We start from the raw sequence: 25,851 nt of genomic DNA on the forward strand, positions 1-25,851 counted from the left end.
GTGACCGTGGATCATCGGCGAACACCGCCAAAGCCCCGGTCGCGAGGACTCGCGCGACTCGCTGTGGTCCTCAGTCGCTCACTCCGCTCGCTCCCTGCGGTGTTTGTTTGTCGTGCTTCGCCGTCGCGACCGCCCGTTTGAGTCCCGCCCCACACAGCAACCGCACCTCGCGCCTCCCCGGCCTCGTCAGTCGTCCTCGCTTCGCTTCGGACGACTGACTCCAGCGAGGGACCGAAGGTCCCTCTGGCAGCCGATTTGACAGAGCAGTCGCTCGCGGCGTTCGAGTGGATTTTGCGAGGGAAGAGCGCTCCGAGAGCGTCTTCCCGCATCACGGGGGGAGGACCCCGGCGATGCGAGGGGAGGGATTTGAACCCACGGACCTCTACAGGAGCGGAGCTTGAATCCGCCGCCGTTTCCGGGCTTGGCTACCCTCGCACGCGGACTGGCGTTGGATCGGCCTCCTCTTTATCCCGTCGGTTCCGCACCGACCAGCGTCGCCCGGAAGCCCCCCTCTGGGGACTCGTCGACTTCGAGCGTCCAGCCGTGCGCGGCCGCCACGTGCTCGACGATAGCGAGCCCGATCCCGGTCCCGCCCCCAGGAGAGACGCCAAAGTCGGTCAGTTCCACCCGGTCGCGCTCGTCATCCGGGAGCCCAGGACCGTCGTCGGCCACGTACAGCCCGCGGTCGTCGACGCCGACTCGAACCGTGGGGGCGTCCCCGCCGTACTCGAAGGCGTTGCCGATGAGGTTCCCGACGGCGCGCCGGAGCAGGGTCGGGTCGCCGGTGACGGCGCCGGCGTCCGCGACGACGAGGTCGGCGTCAGCGGGGATCTCTCCGAAGTCGCCCGACCCTAGGCAGTCGGCCGCAAGGTCGGCGAGGTCGACCGCGGCGTCCTCCGTCTCGATCGCGTCCGGATCGCGGGCCATTACGAGTGCCTCGTCGATCATCGACTCGATCCGACCGAACGCGCTCTCGGCGGCGGCTAACTGCTCGGTGTCGCCGGTCTCGCGCGCGAGGTCGATGTACCCCCGCGCGACCGACAGGGGGTTCCGGAGGTCGTGCGAGATGAACCCCGCGAGCCGTTCGAGCCGCTCGTTGAGGCGCTCCAGTTCGCGCTCGCGCTCGACCCGCGCCGTGACGTCGCGGATGACTCCCACCGCGCCGACGACGGCGCCGCCGCGCTCGATCGGCGTCAGCCGCGTTTCCGTCGTCACGTCGCTCCCGTCGTCGAGCGTCGTCGTGAGCTGGACGCGCTCGTCGTCGGCTTCGCCCCCGAGGACGCGCTCGACCGCGGCGCGGTAGCGCTCGCCCGCCTCCTCGCTCCAGCGCCCCTCCGCGACGAGTCGCTCGGGGTGTTTCGCGTGGAGAACCGCCTCGTCGAAGCCAGTCACCTCGCGGAGGCGGTCGTTGACGAACACGCGGTTCCGGTCGGCGTCGAGGACGTACGCGCCGTCGCCGAGGGCATTCACGATCGACTCGGCGTGATCGATCGGGACCGACTCCGGCGGAGTTTCCATACGGCCCGTACGGGCCCCAGAGACAAGTGTTACTCGGGTAGCGGCAGGCGTGGCGGCGAGCGGCCGACCGCGTCAGCCGGCGATCATCGCGACGCCGGCGACCGCGAGGACCGCCGCGGCGAGCCGGAGCCGGAAGTGCCGCTCGCCGAGCAGCACGCCCCCGAGGACCACCGCGACGATCGCCTGCGTGTTGATCACGGGGGAGGCGACGCTCGCGGGCAGCGCCGCGAACGCGACCGTCGTCAGGTGCTCGCCGAGCGCGACGAGCCCGCCGGCCGCGAGGAACTTCGGGAGGTCCCGCCGGGTGACCGCGAACGGGCTCCGGAGCGCCGCCGGAAAGAGGACGACCGCGACGCCGGCGAGCAGGAGCGGCACCCACAGCGTGCCGGGGATCGAGAACTCCTGGAGCGCGACCCGCTTGCCCACGTCGGCGACCGCGTAGCAGGCCGCGCTCGCGAGCGCCAGCTGCGCCGGCCGGGAGCGCGCGGCCCGCGCGAACGGCGCGAAGAAACCCCCCGGCTCGTAGTTCGCGACGTACACCGCGAGGGTGGTGACGACGACGCCGGCGACCTGGACCGGCGCGAGGACCTGCCCGAGCAGTCCGACCTCCAGCGGGAGGACGAACATCGGGACGATCTTGTTGATCGGCGCGACGTACGACACCGCCCCCTGGTCGATGGCGCGCAAGAAGAGGACGAAGGCGGCGGCCGTCCCGAGGGTCGTGACGGCGACGACCGCGGCCCGACGCGGCGCGACGAGCCCGGACACCCCCGCCGCGGCGTCGCCGAACCCGACCGTCAGCCCGGTCCCGGCGAGGAACCACGAGACCGCCGCGACGTTGATCGCCACCGTCAGCGCGGCGGGCGGGTATCCGGCGAAGGCGCGCTTCAGGACGAAGAGGTACGCGCCCCAGACGACGGCGGCGGCGACCGCGGCGAGGAGTCCGGCGTCCATGCGGTCGACCCGAGCGCGAGCGGGGGAAAGAAGGGTTCGGTTCGCGGGCCGGTCGGCTTCGCCGCCGGCGCCGCGAAACGGTTAGGTCGCTGCCGCGTGAACGGCACGCACATGGACGACCACACTCGGGACCCCGGCGTCGCCCCGCCGCTCGGGAACCCGACCGGATGGCACGCGGGCGACGAGTCGCGCGCGGCGTCCGGAGAGGCGGAAGCGTCGTCCGGCGACGCGGACGCGTCATCCGGCGACGCGGACGGGCTGCCAGACGCACAGGCGGTCGGCGGGTACTGGGAACACGCGACGCTCCGACGCGCGACCGAACACGGCGTGCGGCTTTTCAACGACGGCGCCTACCACGAGAGCCACGACTGCTTCGAGGACGAGTGGTACAACTACGGCAGCGGCACGGCCGAGAGCGCCTTCCTCCACGGGATGGTCCAGGTGGCCGCGGGCGCGTACAAGCGCGTCGACTTCGAGAACGACGCGGGGATGCGGTCGCTGTTCGAGACGGCCCTCCAGTACCTCGACGGGATCCCGAGCGACTTCTACGGGGTCGACGTCGACGACGTGCGAGAGACGCTCCGGGCCGCGCTCGACGACCCCGCCGCGGTCGACGGGTGGCAGATACCCCTCGACGGCGCACGTCAGCCGGCGTACCCCACCGACTACGAGTACACTGAGCGCGTCGACGAGGGGCACTGAGCCCGGGCGTTGCCTGACGCACGGGGATCGGACCGCTCGCCGCGGATCCGAACGCCACTTATTCGCCGCTCGTCAGGGTGTGGTATGGAGATCCACGATCTGGGCGACGGGGAGCCCGAGGTCGCCGTCGTCGGCGCGATCCACGGCGACGAGCCCTGCGGCGCCCGCGCCGTCGAGCGCCTGCTCGACGCCGACCTCGACCCCGAGCGACCGGTCCGCCTCGTCACCGCAAACGAGGCGGCGCTCGACGCGGGCGAGCGCTACCTCGACGCCGACCTCAACCGGGCGTTCCCCGGAAACCCCGACGCGGAGGCCCACGAGGTCCGGCTCGCGGCCGAACTGGTCGACGCGCTGGAAGGGTGTACGACCCTCGCGATCCACTCGACGCAGTCGTACGCGGAGCCGTTCGCGGTCATCGACTCGATGGACGAAGTGACCCGCGCTGTCGCGCCGCACCTCCCCGTGGACGCGGTGATCCAGACGGACGCGTTCACCGAGGGCCGACTCATCGAGCACCCGCACACGCTCGAAGTGGAGGCGGGGCTCCAAGGCTCCGAGGCGGCCGCTGACAACGCCTACTGGCTGTCGCGCGCGTTCCTCGCCGCGACCGGCGCCATCTCCGCGCCCGGCGCCGACGACGTGCTCGACGCTGGCGGTCGGGAGGACGTGTCGGTGTTCCGACTCCGCAAGCGGATCCCGAAGCCGGAGGCGGAGGCGTACGAGGTGTTCGCGCGCAACTTCGAGCGCGTCGAGCCCGGCGAGCGGTTCGCGGCCGCCGACGGCGAACCGCTGCTCGCCGACGAGCCATTCTACCCCGTACTGTTATCGCCGAACGGCTACCGCGACCAGTTCGGCTACGTCGCCGACCGCGTCGGCACGCTGGAGTAGGTGCCCGCCTCGCGGCGCGCGAGGCCGAGCCCGGACGCCCGCTACTCGACGAGTTCGATCGCGTCGTCGCCGTTCGGCACCGCACAGATGAACGCGCCGGGCTCGTCGCGCTCGTTGCGGTACCAGTGTTCGACCCCCGGCGGGATCAGGAGAGTGTCGCCGGCCGACACGGTGCGTTCCTCGTCGCCGATCCCGACGACGTACTCCCCGGCGAGGACGTACTGCTCGTGTTCGATCGCGTTGGTGTGGCGGGGGACCTCGGCGCCCGGTTCGAGCTCGAACCGGCGCATCGCGAAGGTCGGCGCGCCGTCCGACTCGTCGAGGAGGACGCCCTTCGAGAGCCCCTCGGCGGCCTCGACGGGCTCGTACGCGATGTCGTCGCCGCGCTTCACGACCGACTCGGCGTCGCCTGCGTCGCTCATACGCGACCGTGACGGGAGGCGCGTATTTAATTGCTCACCGCCCGGTCCCGGCGGCTCGAACGTCGACCGACCCCTGTGACTTAACCGCTCACCGGCCGAACGCGATGGCATGCGTGGAATCAAGATCGGGAGCGCGTTCGGGATTCCGATCCGGCTCAACTGGACGTTTCTGATCGTCTTACCGCTGTTCGCGTACCTGATCGGGTCGCAAGTCGGGATGATCGCGGAGGTGATGAACGAGACGGCCGGTCTCGGGATCGACGCGACCGCGGTCGCGAGCGGCACCACGCCGTGGGTACTCGGGCTGTCGGCCGTGATCGGGCTGTTCGTCGGGGTGCTGCTTCACGAGTTCGGCCACTCGCTGGTCGCCATGCGATACGGCTACGAGATCGAGTCGATCACGCTGTGGCTGCTCGGCGGCCTCGCCAGCTTCGCCGAGTTCCCCGAAGACTGGAGACACGAGTTCTGGATCGCGATCGCCGGCCCGCTCGTCAGCGTCGCGGTGGGGATCGCCTGCTACGGGGTCGTCCTCGTCGCGCCCGTCGGCTCGAACGCCGTCCTCTTCGTCTTCGGCTACCTCGCGCTCCTGAACATCGTCCTCGCCGTGTTCAACATGCTGCCCGCGTTCCCGATGGACGGCGGGCGGGTCCTCCGGGCGCTGCTCGCACGGAACCAGCCACACGCGCAGGCGACCCAGCGGGCCGCCTCCGTGGGGAAGGTGTTCGCGTTCCTGATGGGGATCTTCGGCCTGTTCACCTTCCAGCTGCTGCTCATCGTGCTCGCCTTCTTCGTCTACATCGCCGCCTCGGGCGAGGCCCAGCAGACGACCCTGAAGGCCGCCTTCGAGGACGTGACCGTCGGCGACGTGATGACGCCCCGTGAGGGGCTCCACACGGTGACGGAGGACACCTCGGTCGGCGACCTGATGAGCCGGATGTTCGAGGAGCGCCACACTGGCTACCCCGTCCTCGACGGCGACGAGCTCGTCGGGATGGTCACCCTCGAAGATGCCCGGTCGGTCCGCGAAGTCGAGCGCGACGCCTACCGCGTCGACGACGTGATGGTGACCGACCTCGTCGCCGTCGACCCGGACGCCGACGCCCTGACCGCCCTCCAGACCATGCAGGAACACGGCGTCGGCCGCCTCCCCGTAGTCGATGCCGACGGCGAACTCGTCGGCCTCATCTCGCGGTCGGACCTGATGACCGCGTTCAACATCATCCAGACGGGCGGGACGCCGGGCGTCATCAGCGGCCGGCGACAGCAGGCCGGCGAAGAGCCCCGAATCCTCTGACCGCTCGCTCCCGCGGCGGCGGTCCGCGACCGCCCCCGGCGTGGGGTATATACGCGGCAACGACCTACTCGGGATGTGACAACCCGGACCATCCGCGCCCGCGACCGGCCGGTGTTCGGCGTCGACGTCCACAGCGGCGACGTCCGCGGCGACAGCCCCTCCTACGCGCTGGTCATCCTGGACCCCGTCGACGAGGACGACCCGGACGCCCCCGACGCCGACGGTCCGATGGCCCGGATCACCCGCGACGTGGTCTCGTTCCGGAAGCTCTGCCGGCTGATCGACGACCGCGAGCCCCTCTACGTCGCCACCGACAACGCCTACGAGCTGGCGGCGGACAAGGGGGAGCTCGTCAACTTCCTCCGGTCGCTGCCAGACGGGACCCGCCTCGTCCAGGTGACCGGCGCGGAACGGCCGGAGCCGCTCTCGCGGGTCGCCTCCCGGCACGGCATCCCCTACGGCAAGAAGCCGATGAAGGAGGCGGAGGCGTCGGCGCGGCTCGCCGCCGCGAACGTCGGCCACGAGGTGACCGCGTTCACCGACGAGACGACCGTCAAGGTGTCTCGCGGGCGCTCGACCGGAAATGGCGGGTGGAGTCAGGACCGCTACACGCGGCGGATCCACGGTAACGTCCGCAAGCGGACGCGCCAGGTCCAGTCGAAGCTGAAGGATGCGAACCTCGACTTCGAGCGGGACGTGACCGAGAAGTACGGCGGCTACGCGAACGCGACGTTCACCGTCGAGGCCCGCCCCGAGGATATCCCGGTGTCGAACTCGCGGGCGGGCGACGTGCGCGTCGAGGTCGAGCGGGAACGCCGCGACGGGATCGAGTACGAGCCGCTGGTGAAGCGGCGCGACCGCGTCATCGTCGGGATCGACCCCGGGACGACCACCGCGGCCGCGGTCGTCGGCCTCGACGGCACGGTCCACGCGCTGTACTCCTCCCGCACCGGCGATACCGCCGAGGTGACCGAGTGGATCGTCGAGCAGGGGCGACCGATCATCGTCGCCGCCGACGTGGAGCCGATGCCGGAGACGGTCGAGAAGTTCCGGCGCTCGTTCGACGCCGCCGGGTGGCGGCCGACGACCGACCTCCCGGTCGATGAGAAGCTCCACCGCACCCGCGAGGCGAGCTACGCGAACGACCACGAGCGCGACGCGCTGGCGGCCGCGCTGTACGCCTACGACGACCACGAGGACCAGTTCGAGCGGATCGCGGCGAAGACGCCCCCGCGGCTCGACCGCGGGGCGGTGATCGCCGGCGTCGTCGCGGGCGGCTCGTCCGTCGAGGCCGTCATCGAGGACCTGAGCGAGGACGACGGCGGGGACGGAGACGAGGACGACGCGGACGAGGCGGACCCCACCGAGCCCGACCGCACCGAGGAGGAGGAGACGATCCGCCGGCTTCGCGAGCGCGTCGACCGGCTGGAGTCGCACGCCGAGTCGCTGGAGGAGGACTTAGAGGAGCGCGACGACCGGATCGCTGAGCTGGAGGGCGAGCTGGAGGAGGCGAAACGCGAGGAGCGCATCGAGGCGCGCTCGCGGCGCGCAGTCTCGCGGCTCGAACGCGAGACGGACCGGCTGGAGCGCGAGCGCGACGAGGCAGAAGAGCGCGTCGCCGACCTCGAACGCAAGGTGGAGACGCTGAAGGAGCTGTGGCGGCTCGACCACTCGAACTTCGGCGACGTGGCCGAGGGGCGGGGGCTGGTGAGCGTGAAGGTCGTCGAGCAGTTCACGCTCGACGCGCTCGACGCCGCGGACGACGCCTACGGGCTCGTCGCCGGCGACGTGGTCTACCTCCGGGACGCGTCGGGCGCTGGCCGGCGGACCGCGGAGCGGCTCGCGGAGGCGGAGCCGCGGGCCGTGATCCGCGGCGATGGGAACCTCTCAGACGTCGCCGACGAGGTGCTGTTCGAGCGCGCCGTCCCCGTGGTGCCCGCCGACGCCGTGCCGGTCCGCGAGGTGGACGAGCTGGCGGTCGCGAGCGAGGAGGACCTCGCGGCCGCCGTCGAGGACTGGGAGGAGCGCGCCGAGCAGCGCCGGCGCGACGAGAAGGCCGAGCGGATCGACCGGATCATCTCCGAACACCGGGCGGGGCGGACGCTGCCCGAGACGGAGGAGTGAGCGCGCCCGGGGACGACCGGAACGCGAGTCAAAGCGGCCGACGGGCGCGCTGGCGGCGCTCCGCGTGAGTCGTCGGCACGCATCCAGAAGTCATATGTCCGGGAACGCACACTCGGAGGTATGGACGCTCACGAGCTGATCACCCGGAACGCGGCCGAGGTGGTCACCGAGTCGGAGATCGAGGCGCTGGCCGACGACCCCGAAGGAAAGCGGGCGTACGTCGGCTACGAGCCCTCGGGCGTGCTCCACATCGGTCACATGCTCACCGCGAACAAGCTCATCGACCTCCAGGAGGCGGGCTTCGAGGTTACGGTCCTCCTCGCGGACGTACACGCCTACCTCAACGACAAGGGGTCGTTCGAGGAGATCCGCCACACCGCCGAGCGGATGCGCGACCAGTTCATCGCCTACGGGCTCGACGAGTCGAACACGCAGTTCGTGCTCGGCTCGGACTTCCAGCTCGACGACGACTACACGCTCGACCTCCACGCCCTGGAGCTCGAGACCACCCTCGCGCGGGCCGAGCGGGCGATGGCCGAGATCAGCTCGGGCGACTCGGTGAAGGTGTCGCAGGCCGTCTACCCGCTGATGCAGGCGCTCGACATCCCGTACCTCGGCGTCGACGTCGCGGTCGGCGGGATGGAGCAGCGGAAGGTCCACATGCTCGCGCGCGACGTGCTGCCGAGCATCGACCGCGAGCCGCCGACGAGCCTCCACACGCCGCTGATCGCCGACCTCGCGACCGGCCGCGGCAAGATGTCCTCCAGCGAGGGCGTCACCATCTCGATGGAGGACTCCCGCGAGGACATCGAGTCGAAGGTGAACGACGCCTACTGCCCGCCGACGGCAGATCCGGAGCCGACCGACGACGGCGCGGAGCGAGAGAACCCCGTCCTCCAGGTGTTCGAGTACCACGTCTTCCCGCGGTTCGACGCGGTCACCGTCGAGCGCCCGGAGGAGTACGGCGGAGACCTGGAGTACGACGCCTACGACGCCCTCGAAGCCGACTTGGAGTCGGGCGAACTCCACCCCGCGGACGCGAAGGGCGCGCTCGCCGAGTACCTCGACCGCCTCATCGCGCCGGGCCGCCAGCAGCTCGCCGAGTAAGCCACCCCGCCGGGCGGAGCGCTGTTAGCCGTCTCCTTTCCCCGTGACCTCCGGCTTTTCGCCCGTCGCGCGGCCGTCGACCTCGCAGGTCCCGTCAAGACAACCCAGTCCGGCCGCCGTCTCGAAGACGGGGAGCCCGCAGTCGCACTCGTCGACGGCGACGCCCGCGGGGAACGAGAAGGTGGTGTCGCAGTCGGGATAGCGCTCGCAGCCGAGGTAGACGCGACCCGGCGCGGAGCGGACCCGGAGGTCCCCCTCGCAGTCCGGGCACTCCCAAGCGCCGTCGAACCGGTCGCTGACGGCCGCCTCCATCGGGTCGCACGCGGGGTCGAGACAGAGGTGGAACGGCTCGCCGCGCTCGACGCGGATCTTCGGGAGCCCGCAGTCGTCGCAGGTCGCGTCCGTGACGCTCGCGCCCGCCGGGAGCCCCCAGCGCGCCTCGCAGTCGAGACACGCCACGTCGCCGCGCGACCGCACGAGCGGGCCGCCGTCGTCGGGGCAGGTGCCGACCGGGACGCCCGCCTCCGTGACGGGGAGCGCCCGGCCGGCTGTCGCCTCCTCGGCGACAACGCGGAGTCGCCGCGATCCGTCGCGAGCGGTGACAGTGAACCCGTCGCCGTCACCCTCGACGACGACGCTCTCGGGGCGGGTGAGCCACGCGACGGGCTGGTAGCCGTCAGCGTCGTGGACGAGCGTCGTGTCGTCGGGTTTGATCAGTACCACGACGCGGCCCCGATGGGTTCGGGTGCGGTCGCCGCGGTCGGTCACCTGACAGTCGCCTGCGAGCACGCGGAGTCGTTCCGGCATAGGACGGGTGGCCGCGGAATGGGTGTTAAGCGGTCGTTGCGGGAGTTTAAGAGAGATACCGGGCGGGTGGCGGTGAGAACGGGTGACGCGACGAGACGGCAGATCGCTCGAACGTCCCGGCCGCTCGTTGATAAGCGGATACCGACGGATCGCAAGATCGGGTTCGGACGCCGGCGCGCCTACGCCACCCGAACCGTCCGCGTCGCCGTGACGGGCAACAGCGGGAGGTCCGGGAAGACGACCTCGACGACGAACTCCAGTTCGTCGGCGTCCGGCGGGCCGAACACGCCGACCGGGACCGTCGTCTCCCCGTCGAGGTACGTCGTCGTCGCGGTCATCTCCACGTCGTTGACGGTGACGCGGATCCCCGCGCGGGCGCTCCCCGAGACGGCCGCGACGGCGACCTCGCACATCTCGTTCTCGCCGACCGCGATGCCGTCGGGGAACTCACCCCAGTCGACGTCGATCCGGGGGCAGTCGCGGGCGGCGTCGACGATCCGCTCCGCCACGGAGTCGCTCATCCCGGCGTTCGCCAGTTCCGCCGGACCGGCGTCGACGACGTCGGCCGGCGAGGTGAGCCCGGCGTCCGCGAGGCGCTCCGCGCGGCCGGAGCCGACCCCCTCGATCGCCGTGAGCGCGACCGCCTCGCGGGAGACGCCGTGTTCGACGCGCGCCTCCACGCGACGGGCGAGGTTGGCGGCGCGCGGGCCCGCGAACCGGTCGAGGAACTCCGCGAGCGCGGCGAGCAGGCGGAGCGCGTTCTGCCGGATCACCCACGCGTCGGAGCGGAGGTCGGAGGGGATCGAGTCGGCCATCCCCGCCAGCAGGATGGCGAACACCTTGCGGTGACCGTCCTCCAGGTCGGTGTCGCGGCCGTCGAGGATGCGGTCGACCGCGTCGGCCTCGGCCGAGCGCGCGGAGACGGAGTCGAACTCGCCCGCCGACGCGACGGTCTCTAACACGGCGTCGGCAGTCAGCGTCTCGCGGTCGGCGAGGCGCCGGAACCGGCGGGCGGTGTCGAGCCGGAGGTAGTACTTCGAGGCCAGCCGACCGAGGGCGGTCGGCTCGATCGCGAGGTCGTCGTCGGCCGCGACGAAGCCGTCGTCGACGAGCGATTCGAGGGTGTCCCGCACCCGGTCGCGGAGCGTCGAGAAGTCGTACTGGTCGGGCTTCGACTGCGCGCGGACGTAGTAGAACGTCGTCTCCAACCACGCCATCACGTCTTCGAGCCCCCGGATCGTCCCCATCGCGATCTCGGCGTTGAGGTGCGACTCGAGGTCGGCGGCGAGCCGCGACTCGATCGCCTTCCCCTCGCGCAGCAGTTTCCGGTACTTGTCCGCGTCGGCGCGGTCGCAGACCACCCAGCCGTACCCCACGTCGTCGTACTCCGGCCGACCGGCGCGCCCGAGCATCTGGAGCACGTCCAGCGGCGAGATGTCCGTCTCTCCCTCCAGCGGGTCGTGGTACTTCGTGTCACGGATGACGACGCAGCGCGCGGGGAGGTTCACGCCCCACGCGAGCGTCGACGTCGAGAAGAGGAACTTGATTTTCCCCTGTTTGAACCACTCCTCGACGCGGTCGCGGTCGTCCTTCCCGAGGCCGGCGTGGTGGAACCCGACGCCGTCGGTGACCGACTGGCGGAGCGTGTCGTTGGTGAGCTCTTTCGCCTCGTTGTGGAAGTCGTAGTCGTCGCGCGAGTCGATCGGGATGTCGCGTTCGGTGATCTCGTCGCGCGCCTTCTTCGCGGCTTGGACGGTGTCCTGCCGCGAGGAGACGAACACGAGCGTCTGCCCGTCCTCGCGGACGTGCGGCTCGGCGAGGTCGAGCGCGCGGTAGAGCCGGCGGTACTTGTCCGCGAACGCGTTCGAGCCGTGCGAGTACGTCTTCACGCCTGTCTCGAGGTCGACGGGACGGTACTCGTCGCCGAAAGCGTACGTCGTCTCCGCGGGCGCGTCGAGCCACTCCGCCACGTCGCCGATGTTCGGCATCGTCGCCGAGAGCGCGACCACGCGGGGGTCTTGGAGCCGGCGGAGCCGCGAGACGGTGACTTCGAGCACCGCGCCGCGCTTCTCGGAGTCGAGCAGGTGGACCTCGTCGATGACGACGCAGTCCACGTCGGTGATAAAGGAGTACCGCGCCGAGTCGTGTTTCCGCGTCGCGCTGTCGGCCTTCTCCGGCGTCGTCACCAGCACGTCCGCGCGCTCGGCGCGGCGGGGGTTCAAGTCGCGCTCGCCGGAGACGACGTACACGGAGTAGCCGAGATCCTCGAAGCGCTCCCACTCGCTCTCCTTCTCGTTCGTGAGCGCCCGCAGCGGCGCGACGAAGAGCGCGGTCCCGCCCGCGGCGAGCGTCTTACAGATGGCGAGCTCCGCGAGCGCCGTCTTCCCGGAGGCGGTCGGCGCCGACGCGACCACGTTGTGGTCGGTCTCCAAGATCCCCGGCAGCGCCTCCCGCTGCATCCGGTTGAACTCGTCGAACCCGAAGGCCTCCGCGAACTCCGGCACCGCGTCCGCGACCTTCACGGCACACCACACCCGTGCGCGAGTCGTCGGGAACCGCGGCTGTGTCGCATCGGATCGAGAGGGGGGCTTCGAGGGCAAAGGCGTTTCTCATGCGGGCGCGGCGGGACTCGGGCCGCGCGAGCGGCGAGATGTCGAGGTCGCCGAGCGCCGAAGCGTCGCCGCGGACCCACACCGTTTAGGCGACCGCGGTCGACCGCACGGGTATGATCCCCTCGTCGCCGCTCGTCGTCGGTGCGGGCGTCGCGGTCGCGCTGTTCGCGCTGTTCGCGGTCGCCCGTCGGCTCCGCGGCCCGTCGACGGAGGCGCGCGAGTCGAAACGCGCTCACGAGGCGGCCCAGGAACGCGAACCGCCGGTCGGGATCGGCGAGACGTACGAGTTCGGCGTCACCGAACTCACCGACCACCACTCGGGGAACGAGGTCGCCGTCGGCAAGGTGGAGGGATTCGTCCTCTTCACCGAGGACATCCCGAGCGGGCTCGAACCCGGCGACGTGATCCGCGCGAAGGTCCTCTCGTTCAACGAGGGGCGCACCTCCGCCGACGCGACCTTCGTCGGGCGGGCGTAGTTCGGTCGGTTGGGGCGCGGTCGCCGCCGAGTCGGCCGGCGCGACGACGCCGGACGCCGCACCCGAGGCGACCACGTCCGCCCCGAACCGGAGGTTGATACGTGATGGTGACGAAGAGGTGTCGCAATGGCTCAGGCCGGCACCCAGGACCTCACGGAGCGGTTCATTCAGTTCTATCGCAACTACTACCGGGAGGAGATCGGACAGCTCGCCCAACGGTACCCCAACGAGCAGCGCTCGCTGTACGTCTCCTACGACGACCTCTTTCAGTTCGACCGCGACCTCGCCGAGGACTTCCTGAACAAGCCGGAACAGATGCGCGAGTACGCCGAGGAGGCGCTACGGCTCTATGACCTCCCCGCCGACGTCAGCCTCGGCCGCGCGCATGTCCGCATCGAGGACCTCCCCGATAGCGTCGACATCCGCGGTATCCGCGTCCACGACGACCATATCGGGAAGCTCGTCTCGATTCAAGGGATCGTTCGTAAGGCCACCGACGTACGCCCGAAGGTGACGGAGGCCGCCTTCGAGTGCCAGCGCTGCGGCACCATGACGTACATCCCGCAGTCCGACGGTGGCTTCCAAGAGCCCCACGAGTGCCAGGGCTGCGAGCGACAGGGCCCGTTCCGCGTCAACTTCGATCAGTCCGAGTTCGTCGACTCACAGAAGCTCCGTATCCAAGAGTCGCCCGAGGGGCTCCGCGGCGGCGAGACGCCCCAGTCGCTGGACGTCGACATCGTCGACGACATCACCGGGAAAGTGAGCCCCGGCGACCACGTTACCTGCGTCGGTATCCTCCACATCGAGCAGGTCGAACAGGGCAACGAGAAGTCCGCCATCTTCGACCTGTACATGGACGGCGTCTCTATCGCCATCGAGGACGAGGAGTTCGAGGACATGGACATCACCGAGGCGGACAAACGCGACATCATCGAGCTCTCCGAGCGCGACGACATCTACGAGGCGATGGTGGGCTCCATCGCCCCGGCCATCTACGGCTACGAGGAGGAGAAGCTCGCGATGATCCTCCAGCTGTTCTCCGGCGTGACGAAGCATCTCCCCGACGGGTCGCGGATTCGGGGCGACCTGCACATGCTCCTGATCGGTGACCCCGGCACGGGTAAGTGTCTTAAATTTGATACCAATGTGACACTTGCTGATGGACGAGAAGTTCCGATAGGCGATCTCGTCGAGGACAATCTCGATGATCCGAAACCGATCGACGACGGCGTCTTCGACGAGGTCGATTTCGAAGTACCCTCGCTACAGTCGGACGGAACGATCGGATCCGCGCGAGCGACGAAAGTCTGGAAGCGGGAGGCTCCCGAGACGATGTATCGTGTCGAGACTGCCTCCGGCATGGAACTGGAGGTGACGCCGTCGCATCCGCTGTTCGTTCAGACTGGTGCCGGACACGTTCCGCGGCGTGCGGATGAACTCGACGTCGGTGACCGTGTGGCCGTCGCATCGCGCGCTGCCACAGATGGCGGTATCGCCGTGTCTGGTAGTCAGAACACCTCGGTCGTAGAGGAAGTCCGATGGGACTCGATCGAGTCCATCGAACGGGTCGAATCCGATGAAGACTGGGTCTACGATCTCGAAGTGGAGAGAACGCACAACTACGTCTCGAACGGGGTCGTCTCTCACAACTCCCAGATGATTTCGTACGTCGAGAACATCGCACCGCGGTCCGTCTACACCTCTGGGAAGGGATCGTCGGCGGCCGGCCTTACAGCTGCAGCCGTGAGAGACGACTTCGGCGACGGCCAGCAGTGGTCGCTCGAAGCCGGCGCTCTCGTCCTCGCGGACAAGGGAATTGCGGCAGTTGACGAGCTCGACAAAATGGACTGCGTCACGGGCGACGCGCTGGTCTCGCTCGCGGACGGCCGCGTCGAGCGCATCGACGAACTGGCGCGGGAGGCCGCCGAAGACGGAGATGTCGAGGAACTCTCGAACGGACGCCATATCCGCGACGTCGACCTCGACGTCTGGTCGATGGACGAGGACGGGAACCTCGTCGAACGGTCCGTCTCCGCGGTCCACGAGTACGACGCGCCGTCGGAGCTGACCCGAGTGACGACGGAGACCGGCGAGTCGCTGACTGCGACCGCCGACCACCCGTTCTTCGTCCTCGACGACGGGGAGCGTGTCGAGCGCGAGGCGGCCGCCCTCGACGGGGGCGACTGGGTGTACGTCCCTCGCGAGATTCCGACGAAGGCGGCGGACGGCGGAGCGGTGGCTGCGAGCGGTGGAAATGGGCCAGCGGCCGAGCCCGGCGACGGGGAGAGCGTCGACGCCGCGATGGCGAGCGTCCTCGGATACCTCTCCGGCGACGGGAACGTCTACTACGACCGCGACGAGGGCGTCTACGGCGTTCGGTTCACCAACACGGACGACGACCTCTTAGACGACTTTGAACGCGCGGCGCGCGAGGCGTTCGACGCGGAGCCGGTCCGCCCGCCGAGCGAACGGCGCGACGGCGGCGTCGAGACGGTCCGCGTCACCGGGAAGGAACACGCCGACGCCGTCCTCAACGCGGGGATGAACCTCGGCCGGTACGACGAGAAGTGCTTCCCGACTCCCGTTTCGACCGGAAGCCGCGCGGCGAAGGCCGCGTTCGTCCGGGCGCTCGCCGACAGCGAAGGCCACGTCGACGAGTCGGCCGGAAACGTTCGGATAGCGTCGGCGAGTCGGGACCTGCTCCGCGGCACGCGGAACCTCCTCTTAGGGTTCGGCGTGTCGAGCCAGCTCCAGTACCGCGAGCGAGACGGCGGTCGCGACGTGTACTACCTCACGGTGACCGACGCGGATTCGCTCGCGGCGTTCCGGCGCTTCGTCGGATTCACGGCCACCCGGAAGGCCGAAGCCCTCGACCGCGTCGTCGATTCGGCCGACGGCGGCCGAACGATCCTCGACGTGGTCCCGGAGGTCGGCGACGCGCTCGCGCGGTCTCGCGAGTCGCTCCGGCTTCACCAGCGCGAGTGCGGGCTCGACGCGGTCACGTACCACGACTTCGAGAGCGGGACTGCGAACGTCTCGCTCCACCGCGCCGACCGGATACTCTCGGCGTTCGAGGATCGGCGTGAACGCGCGACCGAAGACGTGGACGCGCTCGACGCGACGGCGGCGTGGGAGACGCTCTCGGAGCTTCGGCACCGATACCACGTCTCGCAGTCCGAGCTTGCCGAAGGGACGGCGCTGTCCCAACAGCAGATTTCCCGCGAATGGGGCGAACGCGACGAGGTCCGCCGGACGGTGACCGAGCGGCTCCGAGAGATTCTCACCGGAGTCGGGGAGACCGACCTCGACGACCTCCGCGAGTTCGTCCGCGGCGACGTGAAGTGGCGTCGGGTCGAGTCGGTCGAAACCGTTCCGCCGGAGTCGACCGAACACCGCGGCGAGGTGCTCCGACAGCGGCTCGCAGACGTCATCGAGGGACCGGTCGAGACGGCCGAAGAGCGCGCTCGCGACCTGCTCGACCGCGGTCCGGTCGGCGAGACGCGATCGGAGCTGTCGGCGGCGCTGGACGCGTACGGCGTCGGTCAGTCGGACGTGGCGTCGAGGCTCGACGTGACGCAGGCGACCGTCTCCCGCTGGCTGTCCGGCGCCGTCGAGACCGACCGGCTCGACGACGTGCGTGAGGCGGTCGTGGAGGAGGTAAACGCCGTGAAGGCGGAACTGCGGTCGATACTGGCGCGGATCGAGGACGGCGAGCGACCCCGGGTGTACGACCTGACCGTCGAGGAGACGCACAACTTCGTCGCGAACGGGCTCGTCGTCCACAACTCCTCGGACCGCTCCGCGATGCACGAGGGGCTCGAACAGCAGAAGATCTCCGTCTCGAAGGCGGGGATCAACGCGACGCTGAAGGCGCGGTGTTCGCTGCTCGGCGCCGCGAACCCCAAGTACGGCCGGTTCGACCAGTACGAGCCGATCGGCGAGCAGATCGACTTGGAGCCGGCGCTGATCTCGCGGTTCGACCTCATTTTCACCGTGACGGACAGCCCGGACCCGGAGCACGACTCCCGGCTGGCGAAACACATTATCAAGACGAACTACGCCGGCGAGCTCAACACCCAGCGCGAGGAGCTGGCGAGCTCGGAGTTCACCTCCGAACAGGTGGCGGAGGTGACCGAGGAGGTCGCGCCGGAGATCGACTCCGAACTCCTCCGTAAGTACATCGCCCACGCGAAGCGGTCCTGCTTCCCGACGATGACGGAGGAGGCGAAGGAGGTGATAGAGGAGTTCTACGTCGACCTGCGCTCGAAGGGCGCCGACGAGGACGCGCCCGTGCCGGTCACCGCCCGGAAGCTGGAGGCGATGGTGCGGCTCTCCGAGGCGAGCGCGCGGGTACGGCTCTCAGACACCGTCGAGCGCGAGGACGCGGACCGCGCGACGGACATCGTCGAGTCCTGTCTCAAGGACATCGGCGTCGACCCGGAGACGGGCCAGTTCGACGCCGACGTGGTCGAGACGGGCACGTCGAAGAGCCAGCGCGACCGCATCAAGAACATCAAGGGGCTCATCGCCGACATCGAAGAGGAGTATCAGGAGGGCGCGCCCGTCGAGGAGGTGCTCGACCGCGCGGGCGAGATCGGGATGGACCAAGGAAAGGCGGAGGGAGAGATCGAGAAGCTCCGCACGAAGGGCGAAGTGTACGAGCCCAAGCAGGGCCACCTCCGGACGACGTAGATGGACCGGATCTCCGCGATACGGAACGTCGAGGACGCGCTCCGCGAGTTCGAGGACGGCGACGCCGACCTCGCGGCCACCGAGCGTCGCGTCGCCGCCGTGCTCCGGACGTACGCGACCGAGTTCGACGGCGAGGGCGACGTGTTCCGCGCGGTGGGGGACGACCCGGTCGACGGCACCGTGGTCGTCGCGCCCTCTGAACCGGCCGCGCGCGAGCGCGTCCTCGCGGCCAGCGGGGTCGACGACGCACCGGACGGCGGGGAGGAGCCCGCGTTCGACGTCGAGCGGTTCTAGTTACTGACCCCGGCCCCGCGGACGCTGAATCGATCCGGCGTCACTGACGCCGACTGAAACGTTCCGGTCCGGAACGGATATATTTCAAAATCGACCACCGGCGGGCGTGCTGCTGGTCGTGACGTACTCGGCGGCCGCCAGGACCGGCCTCCGAAACCTCTGTCGTCGCCACGAGTCGGTCGTCACGCGGCGGTTCGGTCGCGCCGCGCTGCTCGACGAGACGGAGTACGCGGCGTTCCTCGCGCTGCGGCTGCGGGAGTCACACGGCGGGGACGTACAGATAGAGCGCACCGAGCCGTTCAACGAGTTCGTCGCCGTCGACGACGCGGTCCGAGAGGCGGCCGCGGCCTACGCCGACCGGTCCGCGAAGTCGACGCCGTACGCCGCCTTCGCGGCGGGGACGGACCACCCGGACCCGGACACGATGCGCGGCAGAGAGCTGTGACCGGGGCGAGGTCGACGCAGTCGGGGTCGAACCGAGAGGACAGCGAGGACGGGTCGGACGCCGTCAGGAGGAGTCCCGCTCCGGGCGAGGTACTCGGACGACTCCCCGCCGACGCCGGGCTCCGGCGACAGCTCGCGGCGGCCGCGCGCTCGCGGGGGCGGACCGCGTCCGTCGCGGGAGAGATCGCGGACATCGAGGCGGAGCTCGCGGGGATCGAGGTCGAACCAGTCGACCTGACGGCGGCGCGGCGGCGGGTCGCCGAGGCGACCGGAGAGATCGAGCGGCTGAAAGAGCGGGTCGCGGCGCTGCGGGGCGATGCGCGAGCGCGCCGCGCGGTCGACGCCGAGACGGACGAGACGCTCGACGACTTGGAGGCGGCGGCCGCGGAGCTGTCGGCCGCGCAGACGGAGGCGATCGCCGCCGAGCAGGCGCTCGAACGCGCGAGAGCCGAAGCCGCCCGCGCCCGGGACGAGCGTCGGCGTCGACTGCGGCTCCGCGACCGGCTCCGAAACCGGCGCGGCGTCGCGCGCCGCGAACTCGCCGAGGCGATGTATCCCGAGTTCCGACGCGCGCTCGCGGTCGTTCCGAGCGGCGATCCGAGCGCGGCCGGGACGGGACCGGGCGCGTACGACGGAGACCCGGTCGCGACGTCGCTCGCGGCCGTCAGGACCGCGGCGCTCGACGGACCGGTCGAGCTGCGCGGCAGCGCGGCGCGGCGGATCGAGGAGTCGGGGCGGAGCCCGCGGTCGCTCCTTCGGACGGCCGATGTTCGCTTTCGAGGCGCGCGCGACGAGCGCTGAACCCGACGGGGGCGGGTTCACCTGAGCGTTAAATACGATTCCGCGGGACCCGGCGCATGGAACTCGACTGGTCCGTCGACCGCGAGGGGGACACGTCGCTCGTCGGTTTTCGGGTGCGCAACGACGGGGCGGTCCCGCGGCGTGTTCGGCTCGAGAGCCGGCTGGACGGTCCGCTGCTCCCGCCGCGGCGCGGCGGCGTCCCCGAAGCCGGGTGGGACGCAGCGGGTGTGACCGCGGTACTCGACCCGGGCGAGCGCACGGCGTTCGGGTTCGCCGCGCTCGCCGACCCCGTCGACCCGCCGGTCGAGATCGCGAACGTCGAGCCCGTGTCGTCGGACGCCGACGAGGCGCACGAGACGGCCGCAGGCGGGACCGACCTCGCACGGGCGGCGGTCCGGGACCTCGAATCGTATCGGCCGCCGCGCGCCGCCGTGGACGGATCGGAAGGGCACCACGGGACCCCGGACGCGGGCGGCGACGCGGGGGCCTCCGGTTCGGACGGGCACTTGCCGGGCCGGGAGGATGCCGAGGGCGACGGCAACGCGGAGAGAGTCGCGGCGCGAGTCGAGCGCGACCCGGACCAGTCGGCTACGCCCGAGTCACCGCGGGGAAGTGCGGCCGGTGGCGGCGTCGACGCGTGGTTCGCGGCCGTCGAGGCGCGGATCGAGCGGGCGGAGCGCCTGACCGACGCCGACCTCGCGGCGACGACGACGGTCGTCGAGGAGGTCGACGGCCTCGACGGGGCCGGAGCGCTCGACGAGCGCGTCGCGGCCGACGCCGAGCGGCTGCGGGCGGTCCGCGACCGCGCCGCGGCGCTGGCGGACCGCGCCGAGGAGAGCGAGATCCCGGTCGAGGCGCTGGAGGCGCTGGCGTGATCCTCGCGGTTGCGGGCGGGAAAGGCGGCGTGGGGAAGACGACGCTCGCGTACAACGTCGCCGCCGCGCTCGACGCCGTCGTCGTCGACGCGGACCTCGGGATGGCGGACCTGCCCGACGGCCGCGGCCCCGACCTCCACGACGTGCTCGCCGGCGCGGCGGCCCCGACGGAGGCGCTCCGTCCCGGCCCGGTCGACATCGTCCCGTGCGGGCGGACGCTGGCGGGCGCTCGGGCGGCCGACCTGACGCGGTTGGCGGAGGCGGTCGCCGCGGTCGAGCGCGAGTTCGGGACGGTCGTCGTCGACTGTCCCGCCGGACGCCGCGCCGACGCCGGCGTGCCGCTCGCGGTCGCGGACGCCTGCCTCCTCGTCGTCTCGCCGCGCGCGTTCGCGCTCGCCGACGCGATCCGGACGCGAGAGCTGGCCCGAGAACTCGACGCCGGGTTGGTCGGCTGCGCGGTCAACCGCGTGACCGAGCCGCCGCCGGTCGACCCGATCGGCGACGCGCTCGGGGCGCCCGCGGAGGTCGTCCCGGCCGACCCCCGCGTCGGCCGCTCGGTGGCGACGGAGCGGCCGGTCACGACCGCCGCGCCCGAGAGCGAGGCCGCCGCGGCGGTCCGGGCGCTCGCGCGACGCGTTCCGGAGTGAACGCCGGAGGGGGCGCCGCCGTCGCGACGGGCGCGGCGCGACATCGGGCCTTTTTACCTCGGGCGTGCCCTCAGCGAGGACGATGCTCGGAGTCGCGTTCGTCGTCGGCATCGCGGTCGTCGCCGCGCTCGCGGTCGCCGTGGGGCCGCTGTACGCGGCCGACCGGTTCCGCGACCTGCGGGAACCGACGGACGCGGAGCGAGCGCAGATCGTGGCGCTGGCGGAACCGGGCGGACTCGCCGTCGAGCGCGTCGCGATCGAAGCCGTCGACGGCGCGGGCGGGGACGGCGCCGCAGCCGACGGTCCCGCCGAGGTGTCGGTCCGGGGACCGCCCCGTAGACGGGTGCTGTTCCTCACCGAAGACGTGTTGACCGACCTCGACGAGGACGCCGCGGTCGGGCTGTTCGCGGCGGAGGCCGGCCGCGTGACGACGTACTACGCCGAGTTCCGCGCCGCCGCCGTCGGCGCCGTGCTCGGGGCGCTGGCCGCGGTCGTCACGACCCTCGTCCCCTTCGAGTCCGGGTTCGCCGCGCTCGTCGCCGTGGGGCTCGTTTCTTTCTGGGCCGGTCGGCGGGTCCAGTACGCGGCGGACGCCCGCGCCGCGGACGCGGTCGGCGCCGACCGCGTCGCCGACGCGTTCGAGCGCGTCGCGGAGCGCCGCGGCGTCGAGCCGGAGACCGGCGACTGGTCGACGTGGTTCGAGGTACAGCCCCCGCTCGGGGATCGGGTCGCGCGGCTCCGCGAGCGGGCTGCCGACGCGGAGTAACGAGTGAAGGGACCGAGGCGGCCGGGGTCAGTTCCCCGAGCGCTGAGCGACGGCGGAGTCGGGGCCGACGCGGACGTCGTAACCCGCGACGGTGAGGGAGACGTCGGCGTCGGACCGCCCGGCGACGAGCGAGTTCAGCGCGTCGGGGTCGACGTGTTCGTACAGTACCACGCCCTCCTCGGGGAGGTCCGCCGGATCGACGCCGGCGAGATCAGCTATCGCTTCGACGACGGCGAGACTGGGACTGGGACCGCTGCCCCCGTGACGGACGCGGGCCCGCTCCGGAACCGAACCGGAGCCGCTCGATTCGGCCGTTACGCTGCTCATACCCCCTAGAGGCGGATATCACAGATAAATCAGTCGTTCAATTTATCATATATGATGCCTTGCCCGCGACAGAGTCTCTGAACCGGGAGCCGGGCGCGTCTCGGTCCCGGAACCGTTACCAACCAGCCGCACGCGTGTAGAGACAACTCGAATGCGACTCCCGGAACGACAGCTCGCGGTCCTCGAGGCCGCGAGCGCGACGGACGAACGAACGGTGGCAGAGATAGCCGCGGAGACCGACCTGAAGCCGGAGACGGTGGCCGGCGCGGCCTTCGACCTCGCCGACGAGGGGCTCGTCGAGGTCGGCTCGGTGACCGACCGGACGCTCGCGCTCACCGACGAGGGGCGGCGCTACGTCGACGAGGGGCTACCCGAGACGCGGCTCTACCGCGCCGGCCGCGACGCGGGGGCCGACGCCGACTCGGTCTCGATGGGCGCAGTCATCGGTGAGGCGGCGTTGGACGGTCCGGAGGTCGACATCGCGCTCGCGAACTTCGCGCGGAAGGGGTACGGGACCGTCGACGGCGGCGAGCTCTCGGTCGACCCCGACGCCGATCCCGACGACGCCGAGGCGACGGCGCTCGCGGCGCTCGCGGAGGCCGACGCCGGCGGGGAGAGTCTCGACGGGGACGCCCTCGACGTTGACGAGGCCGTGATCGATCGGCTCGACTCGCGCGGGCTGATCGCGGTCGGCGAGTCCGTCACGCGGACGGTCCGGCTCACAGACGAGGGCGTCGACGCGCTGATGACCGGCGTGGAGGCGACCGAGACGGTCGGGGCGCTCACGCCTGAGCTCCTCGCCAGCGGCGAGTGGCGGGACGCCGAGTTCGCCGCGTACAACGTCGAGGCAGAGGCGGAGACGGCCCGCGGCGGTCGCAAGCACGTCCTCCGTCGGACCGCCGACCGCGTGAAGGACGTCCTCGTCGGCATGGGGTTCCAAGAGATGGAGGGCCCGCACGCCGACGCCGACTTCTGGATCAACGACTGCCTGTTCATGCCGCAGGACCACCCTGCCCGGACCCACTGGGACCGGTTCGCGCTCGACGTGGACCGCATGGAGTCGATTTCGGACGAACTGATGGCCCGCGTCGAGTCGGCCCACCGCGACGGGTGGGGCGACGACGGCGACGGCTACCACTCGCCGTGGTCGGAGGAGTTCGCCCGCGAGGTCGCCCTCCGCGGACACACCACGTCGCTGTCGATGCGATACCTCTCCGGGGTTGCCGGCGCGGAGCTGGAGCCGCCGCAGCGCTACTTCTCGGTCGAGAAGGTGTACCGCAACGACACCCTCGACCCGACGCACCTCCTGGAGTTCTTCCAGATCGAGGGGTGGGTGATGGCCGAGGACCTCTCGGTGCGCGACCTGATGGGCACCTTCGAGGAGTTCTACCGGCAGTTCGGGATCACGGACATCCGGTTCAAGCCGCACTACAACCCGTACACCGAACCCTCCTTCGAGCTGTTCGGGGAACACCCGGAGACGGGCGAGGAGATCGAGATCGGCAACTCCGGCGTGTTCCGGGAAGAAGTCACCGGCCCCCTCGGCGTCGACTGCGACGTGATGGCGTGGGGGCTCGCCTTAGAGCGGCTCGCGATGCTCACCACCGGCGCGGAGGACATCCGCGACCTCCACGGGACGCTCGCGGACATCGAGTTCCTGCGGGACGCGGAGGTGAGCTACTGATGCCCGTCGTCGACGTCGACCCGGACGAGCTCCGCGAGCTCACCGGTCACGAGGAGAAGGACGATGAGGAGCTGAAGGCGGACCTGTTCGGGCTCGGCCTGGAGTTCGAAGGCGAGACCGACGACGGCATGTACCAGTTCGAGTTCGCGCCCGACCGGCTCGACCGTCTCTCCGTCGAGGGGGTCGCCCGCTCGCTGCGCTACCACTACGGCGACGCGCGAGGCGTCTACGTGCCGAACACGAACGACCCCGAGTGGAGGATCGAGGTCGACGAGTCGGTGCCCGACGAGCGCCCGTACGTCACCGGCGCGGTGGTCCGCGGCCTCGACCTCGACGAGGCGGCGCTGGAGTCGCTGATCCAGCTCCAAGAGAAGCTCCACGCGACGATGGGACGGGGGCGCGCGAAGGGCGCCATCGGCATCCACGACCTCGCGATGGTGAAGGGCGCGCCGCTCCAGGAGGGCGCAGAACCGTCGATCACCTACCGCGGCGTCGACCCCGAGGGCGACACGTTCGTCCCCCTCGACGCGAACGACGAGCTGAGCCCGGCCGCGGTGCTGGAGGAGCACGCCACGGGCGAGACGTACGCCGACCTCGTCACGGACCTCGATCGCTACCCGGCGATCTACGACGAGCTCGGCCTGTTCTCGTTCCCGCCGGTGATCAACGGGAAGCGCACCGAGGTGACGACGGGGTCCCGCGAGCTGCTCGTCGAGCTCACGGGCACCGACCAGTGGACTATCGACCGGATGTGTAACATCATCTGTTACGCCCTGTCGGCCCGCGGCGCGACGATCGAGGAGGTCGAAGTGAACTACGCCGACGGCGCGACGCACCCGAGCGAGTACGGCGCGGAGCTCGTCCGGCCGAACCTCGACATCGATGAGAAGACGGTGTCGCACGAGCGGATCGAGACGCTGCTCGGCGTCGACTTCGAGCCCGAGGAGGTCGTCGACTGCTTCGAGCGCGCCGGACTGGACGCCTCGTACACGCTCGGCGAGGACGTCCGCTACGAGGTGGAGATCCCGCCGTACCGCGTCGACGTGCTCCACCCCCTCGACCTCGTCGACGACGTGGGGCGCGCGTACGGCTTCGACAACCTGACGCCGCGCTACCCCGACGTGGGTACCGTCGGCGGGCGCCACGAGCGCTCCCGGCTGGAGGACGCGGTCCGTACGAGTCTCGTCGGGCTGGGCTTCGAGGATCTGCTGAACTTCCACATGACGAGCGGGACCGAGAACTACGACCGGATGCGGATCGAACCGGGCACGGGCGGCGCCGCGGTCGGAGACGGCGACGGGGTATTCGGCGGCGGCTCCCCCGTCGAGATCACCGAGCCGTACAGCGAGGAGTACACCCAGCTCCGAACGTGGGCCCTCCCGTCGCTCGTCATGCTGTTGGAGCGGAACACCCACAACGCCTACCCGCAGGACGTCGCCGAGGTCGGCTTCGTCGCCGAGCGCGACGACGACGCGGACACGAATGTCGCCGAGTCGCGGCACGTCGCCGGCGCGGTCGCCCGGCGCGACGCCTCCTATGAGGCCGCGAAAGGCCAGCTTCAGGCGCTGTGCGACGACTTCGACGCCGACCTAGCGACACCCCGAGTCGAGCATCCGACGTTCATCGATGGCCGCGCCGCCGCGGTCGTGATCGACGGTGAACGCGTCGGCGTGATCGGTGAGATCCATCCCGCGGTACTCGTCGAGCACGATTTGGAGGTGCCGGTCGCCGCCTTCGAGTTCGACCTCGACGCGCTGCGGTAGACTCTCGACCGGATCACGTACCGACGCCGGACTTTCCGTTCGGTCGGTTCTATCACGGATTATCACGGAGAGTGGCTGGAGCAGAAGACATATATTCCCCTTAGCGCAGTTCCCGAGCATGGACTGCGAGAGATGCGGCGTCGACGCCACACTCACGCACCGGGACGTCGACGGGTTCGCGTACTACCTGTGTGAGGCCTGTATCGGCGGGTGGGACGCGGTTCGGACGCGATCGCCCGAGGCTTCGGACGAGAGTCGCTCGGCCGCGCAGTAGGCCCGAGCACCGGGTCGGCGGCGCGCGGTGACGCCGGGGGGACGCTCGCCAGCGAGAGCGACGCGCAGTAACCCCGACGAGATGCGTGCCCGCGAGAGCGACGCGCGCAGAGTGATCAGTAGGATCGAAACGGAAGGCGGTGATCGGGCCGTCCCCCCACCGCTTCTCGGCAGGGAGCACGCCGACGCGGGGGAATGATCCCTCGACGTGGTCGATGACGGGATCAGTTGTGTGTTGCGAAATCTAGCTCTGACGCTCTTCAGTAGACTGGCGGAACCAGGAGCATTAGTGCCTCTGGCCCGGCAAAAACGGGTATGTATGAAGACCGTCCTGCCTTCGGCCAGAGGCTATCAGAACTTGCGGAACTTGGGGTAATAGAA

General features: G+C 70.6%; 22 protein-coding genes and 1 tRNA gene. 16 read left to right on the forward strand and 7 right to left on the reverse strand.

The features are described 5' to 3' along the window. Positions 1 to 351: 351 nt before the first annotated feature. The 3 genes from EXE47_RS10680 to EXE47_RS10690 form a co-directional block, all read right to left on the reverse strand. Positions 352 to 435 (reverse strand) — tRNA-Leu (locus EXE47_RS10680). Between the two features lie 30 nt (positions 436 to 465). Next, positions 466 to 1,518 (reverse strand): PAS domain-containing sensor histidine kinase, encoded by a 1,053-nt coding sequence (locus EXE47_RS10685; protein ID WP_049932725.1) that lies wholly within the window; start codon positions 1,516 to 1,518, stop codon positions 466 to 468. A gap of 72 nt (positions 1,519 to 1,590) precedes the next feature. Next, complete coding sequence (locus EXE47_RS10690; protein WP_049932727.1) at positions 1,591 to 2,472, reverse strand: EamA family transporter; 882 nt, start codon at positions 2,470 to 2,472, stop codon at positions 1,591 to 1,593. A 111-nt stretch (positions 2,473 to 2,583) separates the two neighbouring features. Between EXE47_RS10690 and EXE47_RS10695 the strand changes: the two genes are divergently transcribed. Next, entirely contained in the window at positions 2,584 to 3,174 is a 591-nt protein-coding gene (locus EXE47_RS10695) for a DUF309 domain-containing protein (protein ID WP_089308454.1), read from the forward strand. An 84-nt stretch (positions 3,175 to 3,258) separates the two neighbouring features. After that, positions 3,259 to 4,062 (forward strand): succinylglutamate desuccinylase/aspartoacylase family protein, encoded by an 804-nt coding sequence (locus EXE47_RS10700; protein WP_089308455.1) that lies wholly within the window; start codon positions 3,259 to 3,261, stop codon positions 4,060 to 4,062. Positions 4,063 to 4,103: 41 nt separating this feature from the next. Here the strand turns inward: EXE47_RS10700 and EXE47_RS10705 are convergent, their stop codons facing one another. Further along, positions 4,104 to 4,484 carry a cupin domain-containing protein gene (locus EXE47_RS10705; protein ID WP_049932736.1) on the reverse strand — a complete coding sequence of 127 codons (381 nt, stop codon included), beginning with the start codon at positions 4,482 to 4,484 and terminating at the stop codon, positions 4,104 to 4,106. Between the two features lie 109 nt (positions 4,485 to 4,593). On the opposite strand from EXE47_RS10705, the gene EXE47_RS10710 reads away from it, so the two are divergent. From EXE47_RS10710 to EXE47_RS10720, 3 genes are all read left to right on the forward strand, one after another. Further along, complete coding sequence (locus EXE47_RS10710) at positions 4,594 to 5,778, forward strand: CBS domain-containing protein (protein WP_049932738.1); 1,185 nt, start codon at positions 4,594 to 4,596, stop codon at positions 5,776 to 5,778. Positions 5,779 to 5,853: 75 nt separating this feature from the next. Next, the gene (locus tag EXE47_RS10715) at positions 5,854 to 7,902 is read left to right on the forward strand and encodes a DUF460 domain-containing protein (protein WP_049932740.1); all 2,049 of its coding nucleotides are present in this window, start codon (positions 5,854 to 5,856) and stop codon (positions 7,900 to 7,902) included. 120 nt (positions 7,903 to 8,022) lie between these two features. Next, the gene (locus EXE47_RS10720; RefSeq protein WP_049932743.1) at positions 8,023 to 9,009 is read left to right on the forward strand and encodes a tyrosine--tRNA ligase; all 987 of its coding nucleotides are present in this window, start codon (positions 8,023 to 8,025) and stop codon (positions 9,007 to 9,009) included. A 24-nt stretch (positions 9,010 to 9,033) separates the two neighbouring features. Here the strand turns inward: EXE47_RS10720 and EXE47_RS10725 are convergent, their stop codons facing one another. After that, the gene (locus EXE47_RS10725) at positions 9,034 to 9,816 is read right to left on the reverse strand and encodes a topoisomerase DNA-binding C4 zinc finger domain-containing protein (protein WP_199237887.1); all 783 of its coding nucleotides are present in this window, start codon (positions 9,814 to 9,816) and stop codon (positions 9,034 to 9,036) included. 179 nt (positions 9,817 to 9,995) lie between these two features. Further along, on the reverse strand, positions 9,996 to 12,338 hold the full coding sequence (locus tag EXE47_RS10730) for a DEAD/DEAH box helicase (protein ID WP_094495182.1): 2,343 nt from the start codon (positions 12,336 to 12,338) through the stop codon (positions 9,996 to 9,998). A gap of 203 nt (positions 12,339 to 12,541) precedes the next feature. Between EXE47_RS10730 and EXE47_RS10735 the strand changes: the two genes are divergently transcribed. The 8 genes from EXE47_RS10735 to EXE47_RS10770 all read left to right on the forward strand — a co-directional run bounded on the left by EXE47_RS10735 (position 12,542) and on the right by EXE47_RS10770 (position 21,423). After that, a complete protein-coding gene (locus tag EXE47_RS10735) occupies positions 12,542 to 12,904 on the forward strand; it encodes a TRAM domain-containing protein (RefSeq protein ID WP_137703573.1) in 363 nt (120 codons plus the stop codon). Positions 12,905 to 13,030: 126 nt separating this feature from the next. Next, entirely contained in the window at positions 13,031 to 17,596 is a 4,566-nt protein-coding gene (locus tag EXE47_RS10740) for an LAGLIDADG family homing endonuclease (RefSeq protein ID WP_137703574.1), read from the forward strand. Further along, on the forward strand, positions 17,597 to 17,890 hold the full coding sequence (locus EXE47_RS10745) for a hypothetical protein (RefSeq protein ID WP_086215228.1): 294 nt from the start codon (positions 17,597 to 17,599) through the stop codon (positions 17,888 to 17,890). 106 nt (positions 17,891 to 17,996) lie between these two features. Then, complete coding sequence (locus EXE47_RS10750; RefSeq protein ID WP_094552277.1) at positions 17,997 to 18,335, forward strand: hypothetical protein; 339 nt, start codon at positions 17,997 to 17,999, stop codon at positions 18,333 to 18,335. Further along, the gene (locus EXE47_RS10755) at positions 18,332 to 19,135 is read left to right on the forward strand and encodes a hypothetical protein (RefSeq protein ID WP_137703575.1); all 804 of its coding nucleotides are present in this window, start codon (positions 18,332 to 18,334) and stop codon (positions 19,133 to 19,135) included. Before EXE47_RS10750 ends, EXE47_RS10755 begins: the two co-directional genes overlap by 4 nt. 56 nt (positions 19,136 to 19,191) lie before the next feature. Beyond that, positions 19,192 to 20,010 (forward strand): hypothetical protein, encoded by an 819-nt coding sequence (locus EXE47_RS10760; protein ID WP_137708270.1) that lies wholly within the window; start codon positions 19,192 to 19,194, stop codon positions 20,008 to 20,010. Continuing rightward, complete coding sequence (locus EXE47_RS10765) at positions 20,007 to 20,657, forward strand: chromosome partitioning protein ParA (protein WP_049932764.1); 651 nt, start codon at positions 20,007 to 20,009, stop codon at positions 20,655 to 20,657. Before EXE47_RS10760 ends, EXE47_RS10765 begins: the two co-directional genes overlap by 4 nt. 82 nt (positions 20,658 to 20,739) lie before the next feature. Beyond that, the gene (locus EXE47_RS10770; protein WP_089308462.1) at positions 20,740 to 21,423 is read left to right on the forward strand and encodes a peptidase; all 684 of its coding nucleotides are present in this window, start codon (positions 20,740 to 20,742) and stop codon (positions 21,421 to 21,423) included. 27 nt (positions 21,424 to 21,450) lie between these two features. Here EXE47_RS10770 and EXE47_RS10775 read toward each other — a convergent pair whose 3' ends face one another. Next, positions 21,451 to 21,750 (reverse strand): HalOD1 output domain-containing protein, encoded by a 300-nt coding sequence (locus EXE47_RS10775; RefSeq protein ID WP_049932767.1) that lies wholly within the window; start codon positions 21,748 to 21,750, stop codon positions 21,451 to 21,453. Positions 21,751 to 21,901: 151 nt separating this feature from the next. Here EXE47_RS10775 and EXE47_RS10780 point away from each other — a divergent pair, with 151 nt between their 5' ends. The 3 genes from EXE47_RS10780 to EXE47_RS18435 all read left to right on the forward strand — a co-directional run bounded on the left by EXE47_RS10780 (position 21,902) and on the right by EXE47_RS18435 (position 25,471). Further along, positions 21,902 to 23,434, forward strand: coding sequence for a phenylalanine--tRNA ligase subunit alpha (locus EXE47_RS10780; RefSeq protein WP_089308463.1), 1,533 nt, complete (start codon positions 21,902 to 21,904; stop codon positions 23,432 to 23,434). After that, positions 23,434 to 25,197 carry a phenylalanine--tRNA ligase subunit beta gene (gene pheT / locus EXE47_RS10785; RefSeq protein WP_137703578.1) on the forward strand — a complete coding sequence of 588 codons (1,764 nt, stop codon included), beginning with the start codon at positions 23,434 to 23,436 and terminating at the stop codon, positions 25,195 to 25,197. The genes EXE47_RS10780 and pheT overlap by 1 nt, the downstream gene beginning before the upstream one ends. Before the next feature lie 118 nt (positions 25,198 to 25,315). Next, complete coding sequence (locus EXE47_RS18435) at positions 25,316 to 25,471, forward strand: hypothetical protein (protein WP_155120046.1); 156 nt, start codon at positions 25,316 to 25,318, stop codon at positions 25,469 to 25,471. Positions 25,472 to 25,851: the final 380 nt, after the last annotated feature.

Source organism: Halorubrum sp. GN12_10-3_MGM (assembly GCF_005435235.1).
GTDB lineage: Archaea > Halobacteriota > Halobacteria > Halobacteriales > Haloferacaceae > Halorubrum > Halorubrum ezzemoulense.

Excerpts from the sequence above, each read along its gene's own strand:
- EXE47_RS10685 (WP_049932725.1), bottom strand. The coding sequence starts at position 1,518 with ATGGAAACTCCGCCGGAGTCGGTCCCGATCGATCACGCCGAGTCGATC.
- EXE47_RS10690 (WP_049932727.1), bottom strand. The coding sequence starts at position 2,472 with ATGGACGCCGGACTCCTCGCCGCGGTCGCCGCCGCCGTCGTCTGGGGC.
- EXE47_RS10695 (WP_089308454.1), top strand. The coding sequence starts at position 2,584 with ATGGACGACCACACTCGGGACCCCGGCGTCGCCCCGCCGCTCGGGAAC.
- EXE47_RS10700 (WP_089308455.1), top strand. The coding sequence starts at position 3,259 with ATGGAGATCCACGATCTGGGCGACGGGGAGCCCGAGGTCGCCGTCGTC.
- EXE47_RS10705 (WP_049932736.1), bottom strand. The coding sequence starts at position 4,484 with ATGAGCGACGCAGGCGACGCCGAGTCGGTCGTGAAGCGCGGCGACGAC.
- EXE47_RS10710 (WP_049932738.1), top strand. The coding sequence starts at position 4,594 with ATGCGTGGAATCAAGATCGGGAGCGCGTTCGGGATTCCGATCCGGCTC.
- EXE47_RS10720 (WP_049932743.1), top strand. The coding sequence starts at position 8,023 with ATGGACGCTCACGAGCTGATCACCCGGAACGCGGCCGAGGTGGTCACC.
- EXE47_RS10725 (WP_199237887.1), bottom strand. The coding sequence starts at position 9,816 with ATGCCGGAACGACTCCGCGTGCTCGCAGGCGACTGTCAGGTGACCGAC.
- EXE47_RS10735 (WP_137703573.1), top strand. The coding sequence starts at position 12,542 with ATGATCCCCTCGTCGCCGCTCGTCGTCGGTGCGGGCGTCGCGGTCGCG.
- EXE47_RS10740 (WP_137703574.1), top strand. The coding sequence starts at position 13,031 with ATGGCTCAGGCCGGCACCCAGGACCTCACGGAGCGGTTCATTCAGTTC.
- EXE47_RS10745 (WP_086215228.1), top strand. The coding sequence starts at position 17,597 with ATGGACCGGATCTCCGCGATACGGAACGTCGAGGACGCGCTCCGCGAG.
- EXE47_RS10760 (WP_137708270.1), top strand. The coding sequence starts at position 19,192 with ATGGAACTCGACTGGTCCGTCGACCGCGAGGGGGACACGTCGCTCGTC.
- EXE47_RS10770 (WP_089308462.1), top strand. The coding sequence starts at position 20,740 with ATGCTCGGAGTCGCGTTCGTCGTCGGCATCGCGGTCGTCGCCGCGCTC.
- EXE47_RS10775 (WP_049932767.1), bottom strand. The coding sequence starts at position 21,750 with ATGAGCAGCGTAACGGCCGAATCGAGCGGCTCCGGTTCGGTTCCGGAG.
- EXE47_RS10780 (WP_089308463.1), top strand. The coding sequence starts at position 21,902 with ATGCGACTCCCGGAACGACAGCTCGCGGTCCTCGAGGCCGCGAGCGCG.
- pheT (WP_137703578.1), top strand. The coding sequence starts at position 23,434 with ATGCCCGTCGTCGACGTCGACCCGGACGAGCTCCGCGAGCTCACCGGT.
- EXE47_RS18435 (WP_155120046.1), top strand. The coding sequence starts at position 25,316 with ATGGACTGCGAGAGATGCGGCGTCGACGCCACACTCACGCACCGGGAC.